General features: G+C 49.8%; 22 protein-coding genes. 4 read left to right on the top strand and 18 right to left on the bottom strand.

Annotated elements, in window-relative coordinates; all coding sequences use genetic code 11:
* Window positions 1-67 precede the first annotated feature (67 nt).
* The 7 genes from AB9H23_RS02780 to AB9H23_RS02750 all read right to left on the bottom strand — a co-directional run bounded on the left by AB9H23_RS02780 (window position 68) and on the right by AB9H23_RS02750 (window position 6,552).
* Window positions 68-748, bottom strand: a complete 681-nt coding sequence (locus AB9H23_RS02780) for a TIGR00289 family protein (protein WP_370005437.1) — start codon at window positions 746-748, stop codon at window positions 68-70.
* Window positions 745-1,545: a hypothetical protein gene (locus tag AB9H23_RS02775; protein ID WP_370005435.1), complete on the bottom strand. Its 801-nt coding sequence runs from the start codon at window positions 1,543-1,545 to the stop codon at window positions 745-747. The genes AB9H23_RS02780 and AB9H23_RS02775 overlap by 4 nt, the downstream gene beginning before the upstream one ends.
* A gap of 139 nt (window positions 1,546-1,684) precedes the next feature.
* Entirely contained in the window at window positions 1,685-2,086 is a 402-nt protein-coding gene (locus tag AB9H23_RS02770; protein WP_370005434.1) for a hypothetical protein, read from the bottom strand.
* Between the two features lie 28 nt (window positions 2,087-2,114).
* A complete protein-coding gene (locus AB9H23_RS02765) occupies window positions 2,115-2,510 on the bottom strand; it encodes a hypothetical protein (RefSeq protein WP_370005432.1) in 396 nt (131 codons plus the stop codon).
* 9 nt (window positions 2,511-2,519) lie between these two features.
* On the bottom strand, window positions 2,520-3,569 hold the full coding sequence (locus tag AB9H23_RS02760; protein ID WP_370005430.1) for a hypothetical protein: 1,050 nt from the start codon (window positions 3,567-3,569) through the stop codon (window positions 2,520-2,522).
* A 2-nt stretch (window positions 3,570-3,571) separates the two neighbouring features.
* Entirely contained in the window at window positions 3,572-5,641 is a 2,070-nt protein-coding gene (locus AB9H23_RS02755) for a hypothetical protein (protein ID WP_370005429.1), read from the bottom strand.
* A gap of 26 nt (window positions 5,642-5,667) precedes the next feature.
* The gene (locus AB9H23_RS02750) at window positions 5,668-6,552 is read right to left on the bottom strand and encodes a hypothetical protein (RefSeq protein WP_370005427.1); all 885 of its coding nucleotides are present in this window, start codon (window positions 6,550-6,552) and stop codon (window positions 5,668-5,670) included.
* A gap of 89 nt (window positions 6,553-6,641) precedes the next feature.
* Between AB9H23_RS02750 and AB9H23_RS02745 the strand changes: the two genes are divergently transcribed.
* Complete coding sequence (locus AB9H23_RS02745; RefSeq protein ID WP_370005426.1) at window positions 6,642-7,025, top strand: hypothetical protein; 384 nt, start codon at window positions 6,642-6,644, stop codon at window positions 7,023-7,025.
* 84 nt (window positions 7,026-7,109) lie between these two features.
* On the opposite strand, the gene AB9H23_RS02740 is transcribed toward AB9H23_RS02745, so the two are convergent.
* The 3 genes from AB9H23_RS02740 to AB9H23_RS02730 all read right to left on the bottom strand — a co-directional run bounded on the left by AB9H23_RS02740 (window position 7,110) and on the right by AB9H23_RS02730 (window position 9,666).
* Window positions 7,110-8,006 (bottom strand): DUF2101 family protein, encoded by an 897-nt coding sequence (locus tag AB9H23_RS02740; protein ID WP_370005424.1) that lies wholly within the window; start codon window positions 8,004-8,006, stop codon window positions 7,110-7,112.
* Between the two features lie 10 nt (window positions 8,007-8,016).
* Window positions 8,017-8,448 carry a class III signal peptide-containing protein gene (locus AB9H23_RS02735; protein ID WP_321211895.1) on the bottom strand — a complete coding sequence of 144 codons (432 nt, stop codon included), beginning with the start codon at window positions 8,446-8,448 and terminating at the stop codon, window positions 8,017-8,019.
* A 69-nt stretch (window positions 8,449-8,517) separates the two neighbouring features.
* On the bottom strand, window positions 8,518-9,666 hold the full coding sequence (locus AB9H23_RS02730) for an A24 family peptidase C-terminal domain-containing protein (protein ID WP_321211894.1): 1,149 nt from the start codon (window positions 9,664-9,666) through the stop codon (window positions 8,518-8,520).
* Between the two features lie 299 nt (window positions 9,667-9,965).
* Between AB9H23_RS02730 and AB9H23_RS02725 the strand changes: the two genes are divergently transcribed.
* Window positions 9,966-10,127 carry a hypothetical protein gene (locus AB9H23_RS02725; protein WP_370005422.1) on the top strand — a complete coding sequence of 54 codons (162 nt, stop codon included), beginning with the start codon at window positions 9,966-9,968 and terminating at the stop codon, window positions 10,125-10,127.
* A 53-nt stretch (window positions 10,128-10,180) separates the two neighbouring features.
* On the top strand, window positions 10,181-10,420 hold the full coding sequence (locus tag AB9H23_RS02720) for a hypothetical protein (RefSeq protein WP_321211892.1): 240 nt from the start codon (window positions 10,181-10,183) through the stop codon (window positions 10,418-10,420).
* 10 nt (window positions 10,421-10,430) lie between these two features.
* On the opposite strand, the gene pyrG is transcribed toward AB9H23_RS02720, so the two are convergent.
* The 7 genes from pyrG to AB9H23_RS02685 all read right to left on the bottom strand — a co-directional run bounded on the left by pyrG (window position 10,431) and on the right by AB9H23_RS02685 (window position 17,082).
* On the bottom strand, window positions 10,431-12,035 hold the full coding sequence (gene pyrG, locus AB9H23_RS02715) for a glutamine hydrolyzing CTP synthase (protein WP_370005420.1): 1,605 nt from the start codon (window positions 12,033-12,035) through the stop codon (window positions 10,431-10,433).
* 116 nt (window positions 12,036-12,151) lie between these two features.
* Window positions 12,152-13,333: a cofactor-independent phosphoglycerate mutase gene (locus tag AB9H23_RS02710; RefSeq protein WP_370005418.1), complete on the bottom strand. Its 1,182-nt coding sequence runs from the start codon at window positions 13,331-13,333 to the stop codon at window positions 12,152-12,154.
* A gap of 61 nt (window positions 13,334-13,394) precedes the next feature.
* Window positions 13,395-14,417, bottom strand: a complete 1,023-nt coding sequence (locus tag AB9H23_RS02705) for a homoserine dehydrogenase (protein WP_370005416.1) — start codon at window positions 14,415-14,417, stop codon at window positions 13,395-13,397.
* Window positions 14,418-14,422: 5 nt separating this feature from the next.
* The gene (locus tag AB9H23_RS02700) at window positions 14,423-14,902 is read right to left on the bottom strand and encodes an allosteric regulator of homoserine dehydrogenase (RefSeq protein ID WP_370005414.1); all 480 of its coding nucleotides are present in this window, start codon (window positions 14,900-14,902) and stop codon (window positions 14,423-14,425) included.
* Between the two features lie 9 nt (window positions 14,903-14,911).
* On the bottom strand, window positions 14,912-15,127 hold the full coding sequence (gene gatC, locus AB9H23_RS02695) for an Asp-tRNA(Asn) amidotransferase subunit GatC (RefSeq protein ID WP_147670876.1): 216 nt from the start codon (window positions 15,125-15,127) through the stop codon (window positions 14,912-14,914).
* Window positions 15,128-15,251: 124 nt separating this feature from the next.
* Window positions 15,252-16,670 carry an asparagine synthase-related protein gene (locus tag AB9H23_RS02690; protein ID WP_370005411.1) on the bottom strand — a complete coding sequence of 473 codons (1,419 nt, stop codon included), beginning with the start codon at window positions 16,668-16,670 and terminating at the stop codon, window positions 15,252-15,254.
* 19 nt (window positions 16,671-16,689) lie between these two features.
* Window positions 16,690-17,082: a pyridoxamine 5'-phosphate oxidase family protein gene (locus tag AB9H23_RS02685; RefSeq protein WP_147670878.1), complete on the bottom strand. Its 393-nt coding sequence runs from the start codon at window positions 17,080-17,082 to the stop codon at window positions 16,690-16,692.
* A 521-nt stretch (window positions 17,083-17,603) separates the two neighbouring features.
* Here AB9H23_RS02685 and AB9H23_RS02680 point away from each other — a divergent pair.
* The gene (locus AB9H23_RS02680) at window positions 17,604-18,899 is read left to right on the top strand and encodes a pseudomurein-binding repeat-containing protein (RefSeq protein WP_370005409.1); all 1,296 of its coding nucleotides are present in this window, start codon (window positions 17,604-17,606) and stop codon (window positions 18,897-18,899) included.
* Window positions 18,900-19,081: 182 nt separating this feature from the next.
* Here AB9H23_RS02680 and AB9H23_RS02675 read toward each other — a convergent pair whose 3' ends face one another.
* Complete coding sequence (locus AB9H23_RS02675; RefSeq protein WP_370005407.1) at window positions 19,082-20,899, bottom strand: heavy metal translocating P-type ATPase; 1,818 nt, start codon at window positions 20,897-20,899, stop codon at window positions 19,082-19,084.
* Window positions 20,900-20,978: the final 79 nt, after the last annotated feature.

The following is a 20,978-nucleotide window of genomic DNA, read 5'->3' as shown; positions in this document are numbered from 1 at the left end:
TATCAACAAGCACAGCTGGATACTAATAAAAAATATAAAAACTAATCCTTCAAGACGGCCCTTGAAACTAGTCCTTATCAACAAGCACGGCCCTCTTTATATCCAGGAATCCGTTATCAAAGAACCACTTCTTTTCATATTCAAGTATCTCAAGTCTCTTCTTAAATATTGGGCCATCAAGGACAAGGGTCTCTGCCTCACCCCCCTCAAAGGCAGGGTTTATACCGTACCTCTCACTGAGATCAGCGAGTTCAGAGATCATCCTTCTGTCAACAATCCTCCCGAGCCATGACTCATCCAGGCCCTCAGCTGCAACCGCTGTTACCATGACCCTGAATCCGAGGTCAACAACCTCCTCCATATAATCAATGGGGTCCCTGTGCCAGAGTGGTGCCATTGACTTAAGGCCAAGCCTCCTGCAGACCTCATCTATCCTTGACCTCTGATACTCAGAGTAAAGTGCCCCTGAGTAAACCGCATCTACACCCCTCTCCTTCAGCATGGAAAGGGTCTCTGCAAGGTCCTCAACCTCCTTCTCCTCAACACCAGCGGTTCTGGATTCAATGAGGGGTATTCCAAGGGCCTCTGCAAGGAGGGACGTGAGTTTGATGTTTGGCACATGGTACATGTGGGACTCGGGGTTATCTGATACCATGGAAACCAGAAATCGGACCTCAGACTCCTGGAGTGCATGGTAGAGGGCCATTGTACTGTCCTTACCCCCGGAATATAGAACTGCAGATCTCATTCTCCACCTCTGTATTTCATGTAAATCTTCCTGAAGAAACCCATGATGGAATCTATGAAAACACCTGCAAGACCAGTCAGCACTCCAAGAACCCCGCAGAAAAGCACTATATTGGACTTAGCCGGTAAAGACCTCTTTAGCTCAGCCACCCTATCCTCTGCAGGACCCCTGACACCTGTTACAACGATGTCCCTCGCCTCAAGGTAGGAGACGACTTCATCGACATTCTCTGGTTTCACCTCCACCACCAGTTTGACCGTACTGTACCTTGTGTTTATACCTCCAGTGTACATGAGCCACTCTGCAAGGTTCTCGAGGGCATTCACAGGGTTGTATCCCCTTTTAACCTGCAGGATTATGGTACCGTTCGTGTAGACCTTCCATGAGGTTATATTGGAGTCTATAACCGCTATTTTATCCTCTATTATTCTTTTACGTTCCTCTGTGAATTTATCTGTCTTTATCACGATCCCCTCAGAGTGGACATCCACAACCCCCTCCTGGGAGGCGAGATCCGCCTTGAGCCTCTCTATATCGGTGCTTGTTGAGACATCCGCGGTTACTGTTTCTGTGGCTCCAGATGTTGAGAGGTATATGCTTCTTGCAATTTCAGGAATCTCATCGTAGACCGGTGAAATAAGAAATGCGCCGCCGACGGTCCCTGCAATGAAGCCTATGAATACCACAAAAAGGAGGTTTTTCCTTCCTATTACCGGTGTCATGAGACCAGCAGAGAATATGAATGCAAGAAGGAGTAAAAATAGGGCCAGCATTACAATTACACTCAGAACATCCATTTTATTCACCGTGAATCCTTTTGAGGGGCTCTTTAATCACTTACAATAGTATCTCAGCTGGCCTTAAATATGTTGTGATTATCCCCGGCAGGTGAATTCCCTCCTTAAAGGGATAGAATACGGATTCTGCGGAACAGCTTCAGGTGAATTCCCTGCTTCCAACAATCTGTCCGCCCTCCACGCTGACATAGACCTCCTTAACTGTCCTCCCACCCCTCTGGAGGGGGACAACCCATACCTCCACATCCGTGCCGTTCAGGTTTATTGAGCCCCTTGTGGGCTGGCCTGCAGTGTAGCCTGACTCCGCTGCTATTTGCCTGGCCTCCTCGGCCGTAACATTCTCAGTTGTGTTTGTTCTGTTATCTGTCATGTTGGGTACGCTCACAGGTACAGGCTGTGGCTGGGGTTCGGGTTGTGTGGAATCAGAGAGCCTCACCCTCTCCCCCTGATTGAATGAGCTGTATGAGTACACCGTTACAAGAACCGCTATGATGGCAATGATTGCAAGGGCCTTATACTCCCATCTAAGGTCACTGAACAAGAGATATCCTCCGGACTTTTTTGATTGCTCAGGTGAGTCTAGTTATGGTTATTGTGCCGTTCTGGTTCCTCACAGTGTATGTGAATCCTGGAGTCATGTTGGTCGTGGTCACGTTGACCTTGGGTATAAGGTTGAGTCTGATGGTGCTTGACTTATAGAACACGGTGACCCTGCCATTCCTCACCTCAATGGTGTATGGAAAATCAGAGGTTAATGTGAGGTTAACAGCATAACCGGGACCATTGGTGTAGGCTGCATTCACTGCACCCACAACACGCTCACCCATCATCCTGGCCTCCCCAAGTTCACCGGCCTGTGTCCTTGAGAGTTCACTGTCCACTATGCTTACCATCCCCGCGATTATGATGAGGGCTATCAGTGTTGCGAAGAGGAAGTCTATGCTTAAAACACCAGCATCATCCATTAAATCACCTTAACTGTAATTGTTTGCAGCAAGACCCAGGAGGTTCTTGTAGGTTGCTGAGAGGCAGAATGGGCATCCAAGGGGGTCGTACATGACATTGTTCCTCACCTTGATGGTTGTCCCGGCGATTCCAAGGAAGTACTCCCTGTCAACCTTTGATATGTACTGGTTGCCGTCGTGGTCCTCAAGGAGGGGGTCACCTATTATGAAGGTGCTCATCCTGGTGTACTGAGGATCCGCAGATGATGACCTGTTCTCGAGGCGGTCAAAGAATGAAAGGCCATAGGGGTCCACAAAGTAGTAGGGTCTTGGTGTTATGTTGCTGGGGTTGTCGGTCCCGTTGAGGCAGTACCAGAGGTTCTGAAGCCTTCCGTCACTGTCGACGCTCTCATTGAGCCTGTAGTCTGCATATGTACCGTTACTTGCATAGTAGGGGTACTTGTAGATCACGTTACTTGCACGGAACTTGGTGTTTATCCATATGTAGGGGTCCTCTATACCCTCGAGGCTCACATAGGATGACACCTGTGGCAGCCGGAACTCATAGACCTGGTCCTTCTGGACAACCTTCACAGGTATGCCGCCACGTATCTCCACTGAGAACCCGAAGGGGTCATTCTGTGTTATTGTAATGTCTGAGGTGGTGAATGTGGCGTTGGTGTAATTGGTTATGGGTATATTGTTGATGTAGATCTGGCGGCCTGTCTGCCTTTCAAGCTCCTGTGAGGTGTTTATGACGTTGTCGTTTATGGCATCAACTATGTTCCTTGTTATGTTGGCTTTACTTGTGCCGGCCGGGAAGAACTCGGCATTATCTATAACGTTCCTTGATGCATTGTATGCCGCGTTACGCCCTGCATCCGCCGCAGCCTTCTCAACAGTCGAGTATATTGAGCCAACCACCGTTACGGTGACATCTCCACCCATTGTAAGGGCTGCCAGCATGTTGGCCTCATTGACTATGCTTCCATAGGATATGGCAATTACAATAACAGGTATGAAGAGGAGTACTGCAAGTGGTGTGAATGCGTATCCATCCTCGTCACGGATTATGCTCATATCTAACTCCTCCACAGTGTTAGTCTAACAGGTAATGAATTGGGTATGTCCCCTGTGTAGAGGGCCTCGGTCCTTATAAGTGATGGGTCTATGTTGTAGCCTGATGCCTGGAGCATTTCTATGAGCTCCTGCCTTGCAAGGGCCTGGGCCGTGTACGCGTCGTTGGCATATTCTGTGGCCCACATGTTTGCAAGGAATTTCGGGTATATGACGGCGACACGTGTACCTGAGTATATCTCTGCATTGGAGTCCCCTGACTCCCAGCCCTGCCCTGAATTTATGGTGACACGTATATTATAGGTTCCAGGCCTTGCACTGTAGTTTCCAGGGTTACCGCCTGTTGTGAATATCCTGCTTCCTGCAACATCAATGGCCCCTATATCCAGTGAAAATGGCACAGGACCAGTGTAGAGCTGGGTCCAGGCGCTCGTTGAGTTTTTAACCTCAACCTTAATAGTTTTGGTGTCAAGTCCAGCCCCCACGAAGAGCAGAACCTTCTTGGCATCTGACCCAATGGTGAACTGCCTTACGGGTGCTGATACATTGGTTGAGTTCTGGTAGCTTGCAAATGGGTAGTTGTTCCACTGGATGGGCAGTGATGTGTAGGAGACCGTGGAGTAGCAGTCTACAAGACCCACAAGGTCGTAGTCCTGGCCAGGGACGTTGTCCCATATTGTAACCCTGACCTTATTTGTCCGACCGGCCCTCAGGTAGTCCCTGATGTATATGATACCCGGCACGTTACCGTAACCGTCACCAGCACTGTAGGTCACTCCCCCATAGTTGAATGAACAGAATGCAACGTTCCAGGCGGTACCATTCCACACCTCCACGAGGGCATTGTCAACACCACCGTATGGGTTGACAACTGTGTAGGCATCGAGTATCCTTGAACCCGCAGGTATTGGGATGTCACGGGTGACGCTAACCGCACATCCATCATCGCCACCCCCATTAACATTAGTAATTACAAATGGAAGACCATCAGAGTACGAATGGTTCTGTCTCACCATACTGTTCCATGCTATCACACGCCTCGTGTTGAGGTTGGTAACAGTACCCGTGTTGAGATCATATATACGGCCGTAACCCATGGTCCCATTTTTATCTAGCCCCGTTAATTCGGGCACCGCAAGGCCAGCAGCGTCATTGAAGGGGTATGTGCGGGTAATGATACCCCTCGGCACCTTTATTGTGTTTGTATAGTTTGCTATTATTGAAAACCATGGCAAATCGTAATCCCGGGTTCCCGTTGTGGTCATGTTGGTGAACTGGACATAGAACCTGTTTGAGCCGCCCACAAGTGACGTTATGTTTCCCTGATAATTGTACATGAGTTCAGTTGTTGTTCCAGGTCTGACGTTAAGGAAGGTGAAACTATCGTTTCTGACAATATGGGGGACGTTGTTTATCACCATGTTGGCCCCGTATGATGCCTTGTTCCGCCGGTTACATGAGCCAAGGAGAAATTTACCCCATTGGATGTTACTTGATGGGACCGAGAAGGTAATGTTCTGGGGTGCGGTCTGGTATCCCCAGTATGGTCTTAAGTAAAGACTGTTCCAGAAATTGGTAAGCCAGTTGTGGAAGTTCCATACGGTTGTGGTGGAGTTTATCTGCTGATCCTCCAGTGTGACCTCCTCCATCTTGTACCATGCACGCCCAAGCCAGCCCTCCTCAGGACCTGAAATGACTATGGCCCTGGATGCGGTATCCCTTGATACGAGTATCCCGCTGTCATTCCTGAGAGTCGGGTACGGGCCCATCTTGAACTCATAACCAACCCCTGGTGGTAGTAGTGACCTCAGCTCAGACCTTATCACGTTCTCGGCACCTGCCGTGTTGTTCCTGGAGTACATGGCGGCTGCAGAGTAGAGTGTCCCGTCCTGTCTCATGACATCCAGGGCGTCCGCTGCCAGCGCCTCAAGGTGCTGGTGGTCGGCCCCCATATAATTTGGAAGTGCAAAATATGTCACAATTGATGCTGTGAATATGAATACGACAACCAGTGCCAGGACGGCGTCGGTTGTGAATATGAATCCTCCCTCATCATCACCGAAATCACGGATCATAACGGATCACCCGAATCATAATTTTATCATTTTAACCAGAGGTACAGGACAAATTTTGCGGGCCTTAACCTCACGTTATCAAGCGTTATCTGATCTGCGGGGGTGCCCTTGGGCGCTGCAAGGATGTAGACATCCATTGATGCCCCCGGGTTACTCTGGGTCCTCACACTCAGTATGTTATCCCTGAATGTTGTGTTATTGTAGAGGTAGGTCTCATTTATCTGTTTCTTGATCTCTGTGATGTGCTTGTTTATCTCATTGGGGGGTACAACACGGTTGTTGTTAACATCCACAAATGCTGAATCGTATCCCCTGTTAACTACAAGAACCCAGTAGTCGTAGATTCTAAGATATGCATCATTGGTTGGGAAGTTGGTTGTGTAGGTCCTTGGCTGCCCCGCATCCCTTATGAGGCCCTCTATTGAACCCACACGCTCCACCTTGGTGGTGAGGACGTAACGCTCAACCCTTGCAATGTCAGGGGCGCTTGTGTTAAGGGTTCCAAGGGTTCTAACACTGAGGCCCTCAGTTGTGCTTATGTTGATGTAGTAACCATACTCCGGGCCCACAAGTTCCCCCATGTTGGTCGTGTTCATCCCAGCTATCTTTGCAGGGGAGAGGTAGTTCTTCTGGGGCATGTTTCTCACAGGGTCATACCTTGCAAGTCCTATGCTCTGGGGGTTTCCGAGCTGCTCCCAGTTTGGGGGAACACCCGAGCTTTCAACGAGGGCGTCTGCTATGTCAGATGCCTGGCGGTCAAGGGCGCTCTGATAGATTGTGCTCTGTGTTAAATACATTATGTTGTCCATATCAGCGGCAAGTATGCCCAGCATGATGGTTAATGGTATGAGAGCCAGAAGTATGTCAAGTGAAAATGCAAAACCTCTCTTATCAGCCAGTATACCCCTCAATTTTATCCCCTTCTCTTTATATGTGGTTATTTATGCCGGGAATGTTATATATAGTTGCTCATTCATATATCATTAAGAGGATGATATATATGGATTTCAGGGGTCAGATCTCAGCAGAATTTCTCTTGATCGTTTCATTCATAGTGATAATCGTGCTCGTTTTCTCGTCAATTGCAGGTCCCCAGTCCCAGGAGAACAGTATAGCCGCTGCTGCAAGGGAGGGTGCCTCCTCTGCGGTTGCTGAGATTGCCTACACCAATGTATCCATGAAGCCCATAAAGGTCACCAAGACAACCATAACAGGTGGAAGAAACAGGACCATAACCGTGTACTTTGATACACCTCTTCCCTCAAATTACAGGACATTTGTGATAAACAGAACCGTTGAGTCCCTCTTAGGTCTCAGTGGTGTGAAACTTGTTAACAGCACCACCGTCAGGCTGGGGGATAAGACATACACGGTACAGATCTAGAAAAACTATTCCCAGTTAATATATTTATTTATTCCAGTTACACACACGGTACAAGTCTAGAAAAAATTAATTATTATTATTCGATTACGTCCCTTCCACACCAGTTATCCTAACAGGCCTGTTACCCCTCATGCTCATTACAGACCCCTCAACTGCAAGCTTCACTGTATCCCCAACGTTCACATCAAAGCCACCATTTTCGACGATGTAGACATCTGGTTTAACGTTGCTCCTTATATCATAGTCAACCCTGACATAGGACGTGTTTTCACCCGTCTCTATAACCTCACCAAAGGTGTAGTCCCGCACATATCTTATTCTGAATATCAGAAAAACCACAGCCACAGCCAGCACAGCAAAGAGGAGTGTTGTGAGCGCCGGGAAAAATACAAATGGGAAGGCCATTGTGAGGGCAGAATTACCTGATACCAAGATTATAACGACCCCAACAGCCACGTACATCAGGAAAAAGTCCCTGTAGGCCTCAAAGTCCCCTGGGTACATGACCCTTATCTGGCGATAGAGTATGTACAGGAGAAGTCCAAGCAGAATAAGTGCAGCTGGCATGAATACAAGGAGGGAGATGAAATTGAAGACGTATATTATCGAGAGCACGATGAATCCAGAGGCTGTTAGCTGAAGTTTGAGGACCGCAGTTTCCTTCTCTGCCGGGTCAAAGCGCCCTGTCCTGATGATTATTGGGGCGTCGTCCTCAGGTATTTTGATGTCATGGTTTCTTGCCTCCTCGAGGATTTCCTGGACCTCCTCATCCTGCTGGGCTGGGATACGCTCCCCTATTGACTCAGCCCTATCCCTGATCCTTCTTTTCACGTCCTCAACATCAACCTCTGAGATTCCCTTCCGGAGATCTGATGTAATGCTCCTTATCTTAGATGGGAGCCTTATGATTCCAAAGATTGCTGATCCGATGAGTGTGAATAGAGTTATCACTGCACTGCCGAGTCTTGAGAAGAAACTCATGAAATCCCTCCTAGGTCCTTGTTATGTTTGTTATGAGTACGGTTGTGGAGTTAAGTGGCCACTGGACCACCGCGCGGTACCATCCCCTCTGAACATTCACTGACTGTGACGTGAGGTTGTACTGTGTGGGTGCTGTTATATTTGACCTTGTACCGTTACTGTAGGTAACCGTGAATATCACGCTGTTATTGGCAAAGATGAGTGTACCGTCAACGGGTATGTAGAAACTCACGGTCCTCTTTGCCCCTGGACCATTGGAATAGACTATATCAGCTGCATCTGATAATGTCTGAACAGCCACCTTCGCATCCGATGCCCGGGATACATCTGTACTCGCCTCTATTGAGCTCCCTATGAGGGGTATGGTCACACCACCCAGCACAAGGAGGACCACGAGTATGAGTAGGAGGTACTCCAGGGAAACCTGTCCCCTGCTATCCATGCAGATCACCTTCAACATTTAATATCTCAACTGATATTTGTTTATGTGGAGGGCCTCTTAAATACTTGGCTAAAATACCAGGTCAAATGCCCTGAAGAGTATGACTGCAAGGTCACCCACAAGCAGCGATATCACAAGTCCTATAAATATCGCGGGGGCGAAGGGCAGACCCCTCCTTATACGGAACTCATCACGGATCTTCCCGGCAGCTACAAGGTCCCTTAGTGTCTGGATCTCCTCCTCCCTTAGGCCGGCGGCCATTGCCGAAATTACAGGTTCGCCCCTGTAGGTCAGCGTGGATACGTCACCTGTCTTTGCAGCGGTTCTGAACCTGTCGGTGAATGAGGTGTCATCAAAGTAGTATTCGTCACCCTTCCTGTAGAGTGTGTGGGCGAGTATCATGCCCTCCCTGAGTTCATCCAGGTGCATGGTATCCTGCAGGGCCTCCTTTGTGATGGAGGTCAGGAGCTTTCTTATGAGCTGTATTGCGGTTATTGAAACCCACAGTACAACAATGCCACTCACGGTTAACTCGAAGTTCCTGTAGAGGGAGTAGACAATTATCACGGATACTATCACCGCCTTCACCCTGTTGGGTAGGCGTGATATGACCATGGTGAGGAGGTAGATGAGTATAAGTGAGAGCACTATTATCTGGAATGGGAGGAAGTCCGTTACAATGAATGTAAGCGTCACCGCCGATGTGATCACAAGGGCGAGGACCATGTTCGTCTTGTACTGTTTCAGGGGTTCCATAAATTCATCCATGAGGTCTCTCCTTGATGTGTAGATTATGAAGAAGACGTATACCAGAAGGAATGGCAATAGAGATAGTATGCTGTTTATTATAAGTGTTAATGGAAACGGGTAAGCTGCTGTCACAGGAAAAGCCACCCCTCCAAGGGTGTAACCCACAATGGATGGCTGGAATGGTAGAAGAGCCGTGATGGCTGTGAATAGCTTGACATCACCACCGGCCCAGGCACCCATCCTCCAGAGGATGTAGCCAAGGGCAAATATACCCGCCGTGAAGATGGCGGTGTATATGAATATCCAGGGGTCCGCCTCGGTGTAGGCCCTCAGGGCGTTAAAGGCAAGACCAAGGCCAATAACAGGAAATGTGAGGCGGTTGGGTATTAAACCCCTCTTTATATCACTGTATGAGGCATAGAAACATACGATAAGCGCTATGAAAACAGGGATCAGTTCCATGACCATAAAATCACTCCTCTAATGGTAAACATCGTAAGAGAATCTCATATTTCAGGACTCGTTTTTAATTAATTCTCAGAGTGAGGATATTTAAGTTTTTGTGAGGAGATCTCAGATTGTATGCAGAGGTTACAAACCAAACAGTGGATACGGAGAGATTGCGTCAGGACAAAAAATCAACCAGAATCTAGAAAACCTGATAGAAGAACATCTGTTATCATGCTTGTAATATTATCCTTGGGGACGTTCTGGGTGTTGAAAGGGGTGAACGTGCTGATTACCTCATTGAGAGGCATGGCTTCCTGATGGCACTGCAAAAGGTTGAATCCATACTCAACCGGAAATCAGATTATGTCCCCGTAACCTACGATCGCCTCATAGACAGGTTACTGGATACTCTAGTATGGAAGCTGGAACTTCACAGGAACAGAGACACTCTACTCCACAGGTACCATCACCTAATTTGAACCACTAAGAAGTAGCGGCGGCATTGTATATGATTGTGGAAGTGTAAAATGGTGTGAATGTTTCGAGGCTTTACCTGGTGAATGGGATCTCAAGGATTATTGAGGGTGACCCCGATTCAGATATCGTTGCATTCGCACTCCTTCAGAGAAACCGGACCGTGGTACTCCAGAGGAAGTATGAGGGGTCAATGTTTGTGAGGCTGGTGCTTCTGGGTGATGGTGGGGGTGTGTTCAGGGCTGTTATGAGGAGTGGGGACGTCACGGTATGGGAGCCCATCGATGGGGGAAAATAAAGTAAAGGAATCAGGACTCCCTATTTTCAAATGCCGCCTTCAGGAATGATACAAAGAGTGGATGTGCCCTGTTTGGCCTTGATTTGAACTCAGGGTGGAACTGGCATCCAAGAAACCATGGGTGGTCCCTGATTTCAACCATCTCAACCAGAAACTCATCGGGTGATGTCCCTGAAATCACAAGGCCCTTCTCCTCAAGTTCCTCCCTGAATTCATTGTTTACCTCAAACCGGTGCCTGTGCCTCTCGGTTACAAGTTCCTCCCCGTAGGCCTCATATGCAAGGGTGCCCTCCCTGACCCTGCACTCATAGGATCCGAGACGCATGGTTCCACCCATCTTCCTTATCCTCTTCTGCTCCTCCATCATGTCAATCACGGGGTAGGGTGTGTCCTGGTCGAACTCTGTACTGTTGGCGCCCTCCATTCCATTGAGCCTTGCAAATTCTATCACCATGCACTGCATTCCCAGGCATATTCCGAAGATGGGGATCTTCTCCTGAAGGGCGAATCTCACAGCATCGAGTTTCCCTGAGATACCCCTCTCACCGAAGCCGCCCGGGATAAGTATGGAGTCAAGGTGTCTGAGGTCATCCACACTGACGTCATCATCTGCACTTATCCATTCAATTTCAACGCGGATCCCGAGGTGGGCTGCGGCGTGCTTCAGGGCCTCCCTTATGCTTATGTAGGAGTCCTCAAGTTCCACGTACTTGCCCACTATCCCAACTGTCACCACAGGCTCATCTATCATGAGGGATTCCACGATTCCCCTCCACTCCTTAAGATCCGCCCTTCCCTCAACATCCAGTTCTATCCTCCTCACTATGTATTCGCCGACATTTTCACTGTCAAGGACCAGGGGGACCTCATATATGGATGATGCGTCTGGTGCGTTTACGACCGCCTCCTCCTCAACGTCACAGAAGTGGGCTATCTTCTTTTTGAGTGATGAGTCTATGGGCATCTCACTGCGGCAGATTATCATATCAGGGTTTATACCTGTACTCCTGAGCTCCTTTGTGCTGTGCTGTGTTGGCTTTGTCTTGAATTCACCTGCAGCCCGCAGATATGGGACATAGGTTACATGGACGAACATGACATTCTCGTGGCCCTCCTCATTTCTGAGCTGCCTGAGGGCCTCCAGGAATGGCTGTCCCTCTATGTCACCAACGGTTCCGCCAACCTCCACCAGGACGACGTCAGCCCCGCTTTTATCTGCAATTCTCCTTATCATTGCTTTGATCTCATCGGTTATGTGGGGTATTATCTGCACACATGAGCCCAGGTAGTCACCGGACCTCTCCTTGTTGATGACAGAGAGGTAAACCTTACCTGTGGTTATGTTGGCCTCACCTGGGAGGTCTGCGTCCAGAAAGCGCTCATAGTGACCCAGGTCAAGGTCCGTCTCCATACCGTCATCTGTAACAAAGACCTCACCGTGCTGGTAGGGGTTGAGGGTCCCCGAGTCCCAGTTGAGATAGGGGTCTATCTTGATGGCTGTCACGGAAAGCCCGTATGATCTCAGTATCCTCCCAATTGATGCTGCTGTTATCCCCTTTCCTATAGAACTTACAACTCCTCCTGTTACAACAATGTATTTGGCCAGATGAACCAACTCCTCATTGGTTGAATAAGATTAATGGATAGTCTATGTGTCTTTGAGTGAATAAGATTAATGGAATAGTGTATGTGCCTCATCAGTATTAAAAATTCGTGCCCTGAAGCCGGAACCTAGAGGGTTTTCATGACCTCTATGAGTCTGTGGCCCTCCCCGAGACCCAGTGAACCCTCCCTGACAGAGAATTCATCGTATGATTTTACACCATCAGGTACAACACCATCACCTGCAAGTATGTAGGGTACAGGGTCAGGTACATGGGTTTTAACCTCAACGGGTGTCGGGTGGTCCGGGAGCACGGATATCCTGCAATCGTATTCTGTCATGGCATCAAGTATCCTTCCCAGTACGAAGTGGTCTATGTTCTCTATCGCCTTTATCTTCTCCTCAACGTCACCTGCGTGTCCGGCCTCATCGGGTGCCTCCACATGGACAAAGAGGAAGTCGTATTCCTCAAGGGCATCTGCTGCGTACCTGCCCTTGGCCCTGTAGTCGGTGTCAAGGTAGCCTGTTGCGCCGGGGACATGGATGTTTTCAAGGCCCGCGTATACGCCAAGGCCCTTTATGAGGTCAACGGCTGTTATTGTGGCCCCCTTCAAGCCATATTTTTCAGCGAATGGTTCCATTGATGGCCTGGTGCCCTGTCCCCAGAGCCAGATCATGTTTGCCGGTCTCTTTCCCCTGGCCATCCTTTCATGGTTGACCCTGTGTGACTCAAGGACCTCCCTTGACCTGAGCATGAGATCCCTTATATGGTCGGCCTCCGGTGACCCACCTGGGATGTGCTGGTCCACGGGTTCACCCACGATGTCATGGGGGGGTTCGACTCGCACATCGGCATAACTGGAACCGGTGATGACAAAGAGGTTCCTGTAGCTCACTCCAGCATAGAATCTTCCCCTGGTTTCAAGGTGGGTGTTGAGGGCATCTATGAGCTCTGCCGCATCATCTGTTTCAATGTGGTCGGCGTTAAAGTCCACTATCCTCTCATCTGCGTTTATCAGGTTGCACCTGAATGCAACGTCCTCAGGGGAGAGCTCCACACCTATACTTGCAGCTTCAAGGGGTCCCCTCCCTGTGTAGTACCTCCTGGGGCTGTAACCCATTATGCTGAGGTTTGCCACATCTGAGCCCGCCTCCATACCCTCCGGCACCGTCCTGAGGAGTCCGCATGCGCCTTCCTCTGCAAGCTGGTCCATGTTGGGTTTATCCGCAACCTGGAGCGGTGTCCTGCCATCAAGTTCATCAAGGGGATAATCTGCCATTCCATCTCCAACAAGAATAACATACTTCATGATAATCACTGTAGGATTAAAACGTAATTTCATTACTGCTGGGATTAAAATCATTAAAATATTATCTTGTATCTCTGTGCCTTCGCCATATGGTGAGGGTGTCTGTTAGCATTGCCGAGGCTGTCTCCAGGGATCCGGCCCCCCTCCCAACGGCTGTAACCTCACCTGCAAGGTCTGTCCTGAGGGTTGCCATGTTGAGTGTCCCGTCAACAGCGTAGGGGGACCCCATCCTCACGAGCCTCGGGCCCACCTCCAGTGTATCATCTGATATCTCAGCGATGAGCTTTATGAGGTAACCCTCCTGGGCCGCCAGTTCAATGGCCCCCTGGGTTATGCCTGTGATACCCTCCACACTGACATCCCTGAGGGTGCATGGCCTCCCCAGGATTGCATTGGCAAGTATCACCGCCTTGCATGCGGCGTCTGTACCCTCAACATCCTGTGCAGGGTTGGTCTCTGCTATACCAAGCTCCTGTGCCTCAAGGAGGGCCTGCTCATAGGATGAACCCTCTGAGGTCATCCTAGATAGTATGAAGTTTGTGGTGCCGTTCAGTATCCCTATAACCGATTCTATGCTGCAGGATGTGAGGGTCTCCCTTGCAAGGTTTATTATGGGCATTGCCCCCCCAACTGATGCCTCAAACATGAGCTCGGCACCGGCCTCTGAGGATAGCTCCATGAGTTCAGAGTAGAAGAGTGCCAGGTGCCCCTTATTGGATGTTACAACGTGTTTACCATCCCCGAGGGCCTTCATGAGGAGTGATCTGCCTGGTTCACCATCCGTTATGCTGGTGGGGGTTGCCTCAACCAGGCAGTCATATTCAACCTCATCCAGGAGTTCAAGGCCGCTCATACCCTCAACTCCCATGGGGTGTCTGCCGACACCATCCATCTTCTTGTGTCTGAGGATTTCAGCTATATCAATACCGTTTCCATCATGAATTGCCCCTGATGAATCAGCAATCCCGGTAAAGGTTAGCTCCAGACCATACCTTTTCTTGAGGTATTCAGCCTTGAGCTGGGCCGCCCTGAGGAATCCCTGACCCACCGCTCCAAGACCAACCAGACATATCCTCACTCTCATCACCCCTAGACCTCTGTTATGAGGAGGAGGTCATGCCTGCTGGCGGCCTCCTGGATCCTCTCAAGGACCATTTCCCTGGTTCCATGTTCGGCCTCAACGGTTATCCTGGCTGACTGTCTTTCCCCGGACATTCTGAGTGAAAGGTCAGATACAGAGGCCCCCCTGACGCTGTTTATTGCCTCCACAGCCTCATGGAGGTCTCCCTCTGAGATTTCACCTATGAGTATGCTTGTGAATTTCTCCCTGAGGGGGGCGCCGTCCATCTCGATTATGTTAACACCCCTCTCCTGGAGTTTGCTGATGGCAGCGTCAAGGGTTTCCCTGTCACCCTCCACCGTGAGCTGTACAGGTACCATAGGCCCGTATTCACGGTCCCTTTCATGTATAACCGTCACTATATTGGCACCGGAGCTTCCCAGGGGCTCCAGTACGGATAAAAGCTGGCCGGGGGCATCCCGGAGTTCAATCACCAGGTTTAACCGCATCCTTAACACCTACTGGGTCCATTCACCCCTCTCAACAACTATGTTGCCGTCCTCATCAACCGGGGCGTTTCTGAGGATCTTCTCAGGGTCGGTCTTCTCAACCTCATCCTCGCTTGTCCTGTTAAGGTTATCGACGATGTAATATGTTTCCTCAAGTTCAGGGACGTCTTCAAGTGCCCTTGAGAATTCCTCGAGGATCTTCTCAGCCTCTTTCTCTATCTTCATGCAGGATTCCTCCTAGTGATGGGTAATCGTGAATGTGAACATATGAGTCTACTATTGATGTGCAGTGATATAAATGCTTAGATCCAAGACACGACAAATTTAGAGAGGCGAACCCCTGATGGGATCATCGCTGAACGACCCCACCTTCATTCATGAGTCTCCTCAGGAAGGACTCATGGTCGAATCCAGGGAGCACCCTCCTTCTAAGTATTCTATCAATACCTGAACCGTACTGGGCTGCCTTCTTGGGCCTTGTTGCAATGTACTCAGGGACTCCCATCTCAGCCGCCACCTCCCTGAGTATGTGCTTTCTCATCTCATCATCGGGGCCAGTTATCTTGAAGCAGGTGGGGACCCTGAGGGCTAACTCTATAACCTCCAGGTCAAGGAAGGGGACCCTGAGTTCCACCGAGTTTGCCATTGTAACAGCGTCATCCCGTTCAAGGTTGACATGGTAGATGTTTTCCAGGTCGCGCGTCAGCGCCTCTTCAAGGTTTCCATCCTCAAGGAGCCTCCTGTAGCGGTGGTACCCTGCGAAGAGCTCATCGGCTCCCTGCCCTGAAAACATGACCCTGAAGCCTGCAGCCGACGCCTCCCGGGATGCAAGGTAGAGGGGCATGGCAATGGCGATCTGCATGGGATTGTAAACCTCAATCGCAGCGAGGACATGGGGGAGTGCATCCCTCACAGCCTCCTCTGTAACCTCAATTACCTGGAGGTCCATGCCAAGGTCCTCTGCTGCCCTTGATGCGAATTCAACATCCGCCGATCCCTGTGTGCCCACGGTGTAGAGGGTGATGTTCAGGTATTCACTGAGGAGCGCCGCAAGGAGGGTGCTGTCCACACCACCTGAGAATACAAGTGCAGCCTTCTTAAGTCCGCGGGTCCTCTTTTTTACCGATCCCCTGATGGCAGATTTCAGGAGACCTTTAAGTTCATGGGGGCTTTCGGTGCATTTTCTTGGCTGGGGGAGTCCCCGTAGCTTCACCATCCTCCCATTTATGATGGCATGACCCGGTGGAAGGCTTTCCACGTTCCGCAGACCTATACTCCATAGGGCCTTTCTCTCCGAGGCAAATGCCTCCCCTGCATAATAGAGGGGCTTAACACCCACAGGGTCCCTCACCGCTGCAAGGTTCTTTCCATCGGTGTAGATGAAGGCGTAGTCCCCGTCAAGTTCACTGACTGCAGATCGGATTGCATCCTCAAGGTCGCCGCCGTGGCCCTCTATGAGGTCCAGTATGATGTGGGCATCACCCCCTCCAGATGTGGGCTCATGACTGTAGATTTCACCGTTGAAGACCAGAACACCGTCACCTGCAACCGGCTGGGGTCCGCCCACTATTGAGAGGAGGTTGTGGCCCAGTGCAATGTCCTCTGAGGGAGGGGCCTCAAGCACATCCTCCCCCTCACCGGTTTTTATAGTGATCCTGCCGTCATGGTAGAGGCCCCTTGCATCCGGGCCCCTGTGTCCGATGGTGTTGAGCATTGCAGCGACCCTGTCCCTGGCGCCAGCTCCCCTGAACCCTGCTATGCCGCACATTGATTTCACTCTGGGGGCTTCAGGCCACCTTTTCACCGGCCTCTGGTCCCGGCTTTACTGAGTATATTTCCTCAACAGTCATGAGTATGGCGGATTTTGGTTCAAGTTCTGTCATGACGTTCTGGGCCCATTCAACGACCATGTCAAAGTATTTGCCTGATTTGAAGATTTCAACTGTTCCCTTGAACTGGTATGGGCATTCCCTGGCGTTCTGTGGTATCAGTGCCATCTTTGGGTTTTCATGGAGGTTTCTTATTGTCTTCTTCATGTAGTTGTCTGCAATGAGGATGGTCTTCTCATCAAGTGGCCTTGCGAATCCTATGGGGACCACGTTTGGTGTGCCCTCCTCATCGGCGGTTGCAACAAAAACGAGTTCCTTTTCGATGGCATCCATCATCTCACGACTCATCATATAATATCACCATTTACCTATTACTCAATGATCAGTAGATAAAGTTAACCCCGTTCTTCAGGATTGCTATTGTGCCCCTGAATACGTTTTAAACCGTTATGAGACGTTATATAGGCCTATAAAGCATCAAGCTCCTTTCTAATGCCTCCTGAATTGAGTGTGCCCCCTGAGGATTATATGGGCCAGACGCCATGGCACGATGAATCACCTCTGGAGAGCCCATATACTTAAAATGGAATCCCATTAAAATCCGGCTGCAATATTAGGTTCTATATGTGCCTTTCAGCTGGATAAAGGATTGAAAATTGTCATTCAGCCCATTCTGGAGATGGAGAGAGCATATTCATCTATCATGAAAATAAAAAGATTTCATAAAGCCTATTTTGATTTAAAAGGTTCATATAAGGCTTTTTTGAGTCAAATAAACCAAAATATTTATATATAACCTTAAATTCAAGTTTTTAATGTCACAGTGACCCTACCGGGCACTGTGGATTGGAGGCGGTAAAATTTCGGTAAACATGAGACTGGTGTGCATGCTCACTGCATGCATGCTCCTCATGAATACAGCAGGATATGCAGTGGCAGCTGATGATACAGCCGAGGTTGAAATGGAATCTGGAGAGTCACTGGATCAGTGCTCAAATTTAAATGAAAATTGCAGTAAAGAGCTGGTGGACAGTGACAGCGACGGCACATTGCCTAGCGGGGCCGATCATCTGAGTGCAGATAACACCGAGCCCCCTGTTTCAGTGGACAGAGAAGTGGATACACCTAATAACACGACAAAACCTGTAGTGGCAGATGCAGACATGGAAAACGCCAGTGGCAATTCAGGCAGCCAGTTCCAGGCTGCAGGTGATAATTCAGGTGTGAACCATGCGAACATACTGAGCGCTGCAGTTAACCTCAGGAAGTACATTGAAACCTACGGTAAGCTGCCATCAACAGTATCAGTGGGAAGCCAGAAGCTGACAGTTGCACAGTTCCTTGACCTGATGTTAAAGGACCTCCTTAAAAGTGCAGGGAAATCAGCTTCACTCACAGTGCGTTCAGTGAAAGCCGCGCCGAACCCATCAGGGTCAGCGACGGGGCAGCTTTCAAAGTCAGCCTACATCAAACTTGCAGAGAATGTGCTGAAGTTCATAAACAGTAACAGCAGGGCACCCAACTATGTGAGTTCTGCCATCGGCAGGGTATCCTGTGATAACCTCATATACGCGGTTTCAAGGATCCTTGCATTTCACGCTGAAAGTGGCAGACTCCCCAACTACGTCACGGTGAAGAAGATCAGTGCCACATCAACGACCCCATCATCATCACTTAAGAAGAGACCTGAGAATGACCCATACAGCGGTGAGGGCACCTCCCGGTACCTTTCGGCAACAGCAAACTGCCAGGTGAATGACCCGGCAATAAGGTCACTGGCAGCCAGCCTCACCTCAGGTCTCAGCTCTGCATGGGACAAGGCAACAGCGATATTCAACTGGGTACGCGACAGCATCAGCTACAGCTTCTACTACAACACAAGGCACGGTGCAACAGGGACACTTAAATACAGGACAGGTAACTGTGTGGATCATTCACACCTCCTGGTGGCCCTCTTCAGGGCTGCAGGGCTCGCTTCCAGGTACGTGCATGGTACATGCACCTTCACCTCAGGTAACACCTACGGCCATGTCTGGGCCCAGGTACTTGTGGGTGACACCTGGTACGCTGCAGATGCCACGAGTTCACGAAACAGTCTCGGCGCTGTATCAAGCTGGAACACTGCAACAGCAAAGATTAAGGGAATATACGCAAGTCTTCCCTTCTAGTGGTTTTTAAACCACTATTTTATTCTTTTTTTAGTGATCTGATTCGAGTTCTGAAAATATATGGCAGTACATCAGTACCTTGCAATAAGCAGACTGTTCACAAAAAAATATGGTTTGAATAGCCTCAGTACCTTGCAATAAGCAGACTATTCACTAAAAATAATAATGATTCTGAATAGGCCTCAGTACCTTGCAATAAGCAGACTATTCACTATAACAAAGAGCGAGAGGCCCATATCACCCACAGCAACCGCGACCCAGAGGGGTACCGAGCCTGTGACAGAGAGGACTGCAAGGGATAGTTTAACAGTAACCGTTAAAGCGGTGTTGATCCTCACGGTGCGGATGGTCCTCCGGCTTAGATCCATGAGTTCATCTATCCTCTCAAGGTCATCCTCCACAAGGGTTATGTCGGCTGTTTCAAGTGCAACATCCGACCCCCGGACACCCATGGCTATCCCCACATCTGCAGCTGCAAGGGCCGGTGCATCATTAACACCATCACCCACCATTGCAACGGGTCCCCCTTTTCTGACCTCATCAATCACCTTCATCTTATCCTCAGGGAGAAGACCTCCATGGTAACTTTCAACTCCAAGTTCACCTGCAACCTCAGCTGCAACCTCCTCGCTGTCCCCTGTCAGCATCATGACCCTGATTCCCCTGTCCCTGAGTTCTGAGATTGTCTTACTGGCGGAATCCCTGATTTTATCTGCGAGGGTTATCCTCCCTGCTATTCCCCCTGGCCCCTGAAGGTAGACTGTGGTCCCCTTACCTGGACTGGCACCGACAAGTTCAGGGCTTCCAATGGTGTACTTCACCCCGTTGATGTAGCCTGAAACACCCTTCCCGGGCATGGACTCAAATTCACTGACCTCATCTGTTTCTCCATGGTAGGAGTCCACTATGGCCTCTGCGATGGGGTGACCTGACCTCCTCTCAAGGGAGGCTGCGATCCTGAGGACCTCCTCCCTCCTCTCAGCGGGTTCAACCGAGGTGACCCTGGGGGATCCCTCTGTGAGGGTTCCGGTTTTGTCGAAGATTATGTTTCTCACCGAGGCCATTGCCTCCAGAAACTCCGAGCCCTTGATGAGTATACCCCTTCTTGCAGCGGCGGTCATCCCTGAGACCATTGCAACCGGTGTTGATATGAGGAGTGCGCATGGACATGAGATTACAAGAAGGACAAGGGCCCTGTACACCCATGTCCCGATGGATCCCCCCATTATGATGGGAACCGCTGCTGTTAGAACCGCGAGGGCTATGACAGCCGGGGTGTAGACTGATGCGAAGCGTTCTATGAACCTCTCCCTGCGGGACCTTCTGGTGGCAGCCCTTTTAACGGTTTCAATAACACCTGCAAGCACCGTGTTATCTGCTTCCCTGATAACCCGAACCTCCAGGTATCCGTCAAGGTTCTGGGTACCTGCAAATACCTCACTGCCCTCCTGGACAGTTATTGGAAGGGACTCCCCTGTTATATTTGACTGGTCCACCTTTGACCTGCCCCTGATGACTGTTCCGTCGAGTGGAATGGTTTCACCGGGTTTTATACCGATTATTGATCCAGCAGTCACCTCCTCAACCTTAAAAATTTTCTCCCCATCACCGAGGACCCTCGCTGTTCTTGGCCTGAGTCTTACGAGCGATTCCACTGATCTGTGGGATCTTCTGTGGGCGTACTCCTCAAGGTACTCTGCAATATTATACAGGACCGTTACCAGGGCCGCCTCTGTATAGTCACCAAGCGCAAGGGCACCGGCGACTGCTATGAGTATGAGGAAGTTCACTGTGAAGCGTCCCCTGAGGACTGATCTGATTGCTGAGGGGAATATCCTGTAGCCGGCAGCCGCCACTGCGGCAAGTAGCAGTGGGATTGATATCAGACTGCCTGTGAAGCTGAGGATGATCCCTGCTATTAGGAGTGTGCCTGATGCTGCGATGACCTTTATATCTTTATCCCCCTCCTCCGGGGAGCATGAGCTGCATTCACATCCCATACAATCACCTGAACATATGAATACACATTCATATGTATTCATATTATATAAGTGTTCCTTAATATCGGTGATGCCATAG

Source organism: Methanothermobacter sp. KEPCO 2 (genome assembly GCF_041228365.1).
In the GTDB taxonomy this organism is placed as follows: domain Archaea; phylum Methanobacteriota; class Methanobacteria; order Methanobacteriales; family Methanothermobacteraceae; genus Methanothermobacter; species Methanothermobacter marburgensis.
Note: the sequence above shows the minus strand (reverse complement) of the source record. Positions and strands in the feature narration are given on the sequence as shown.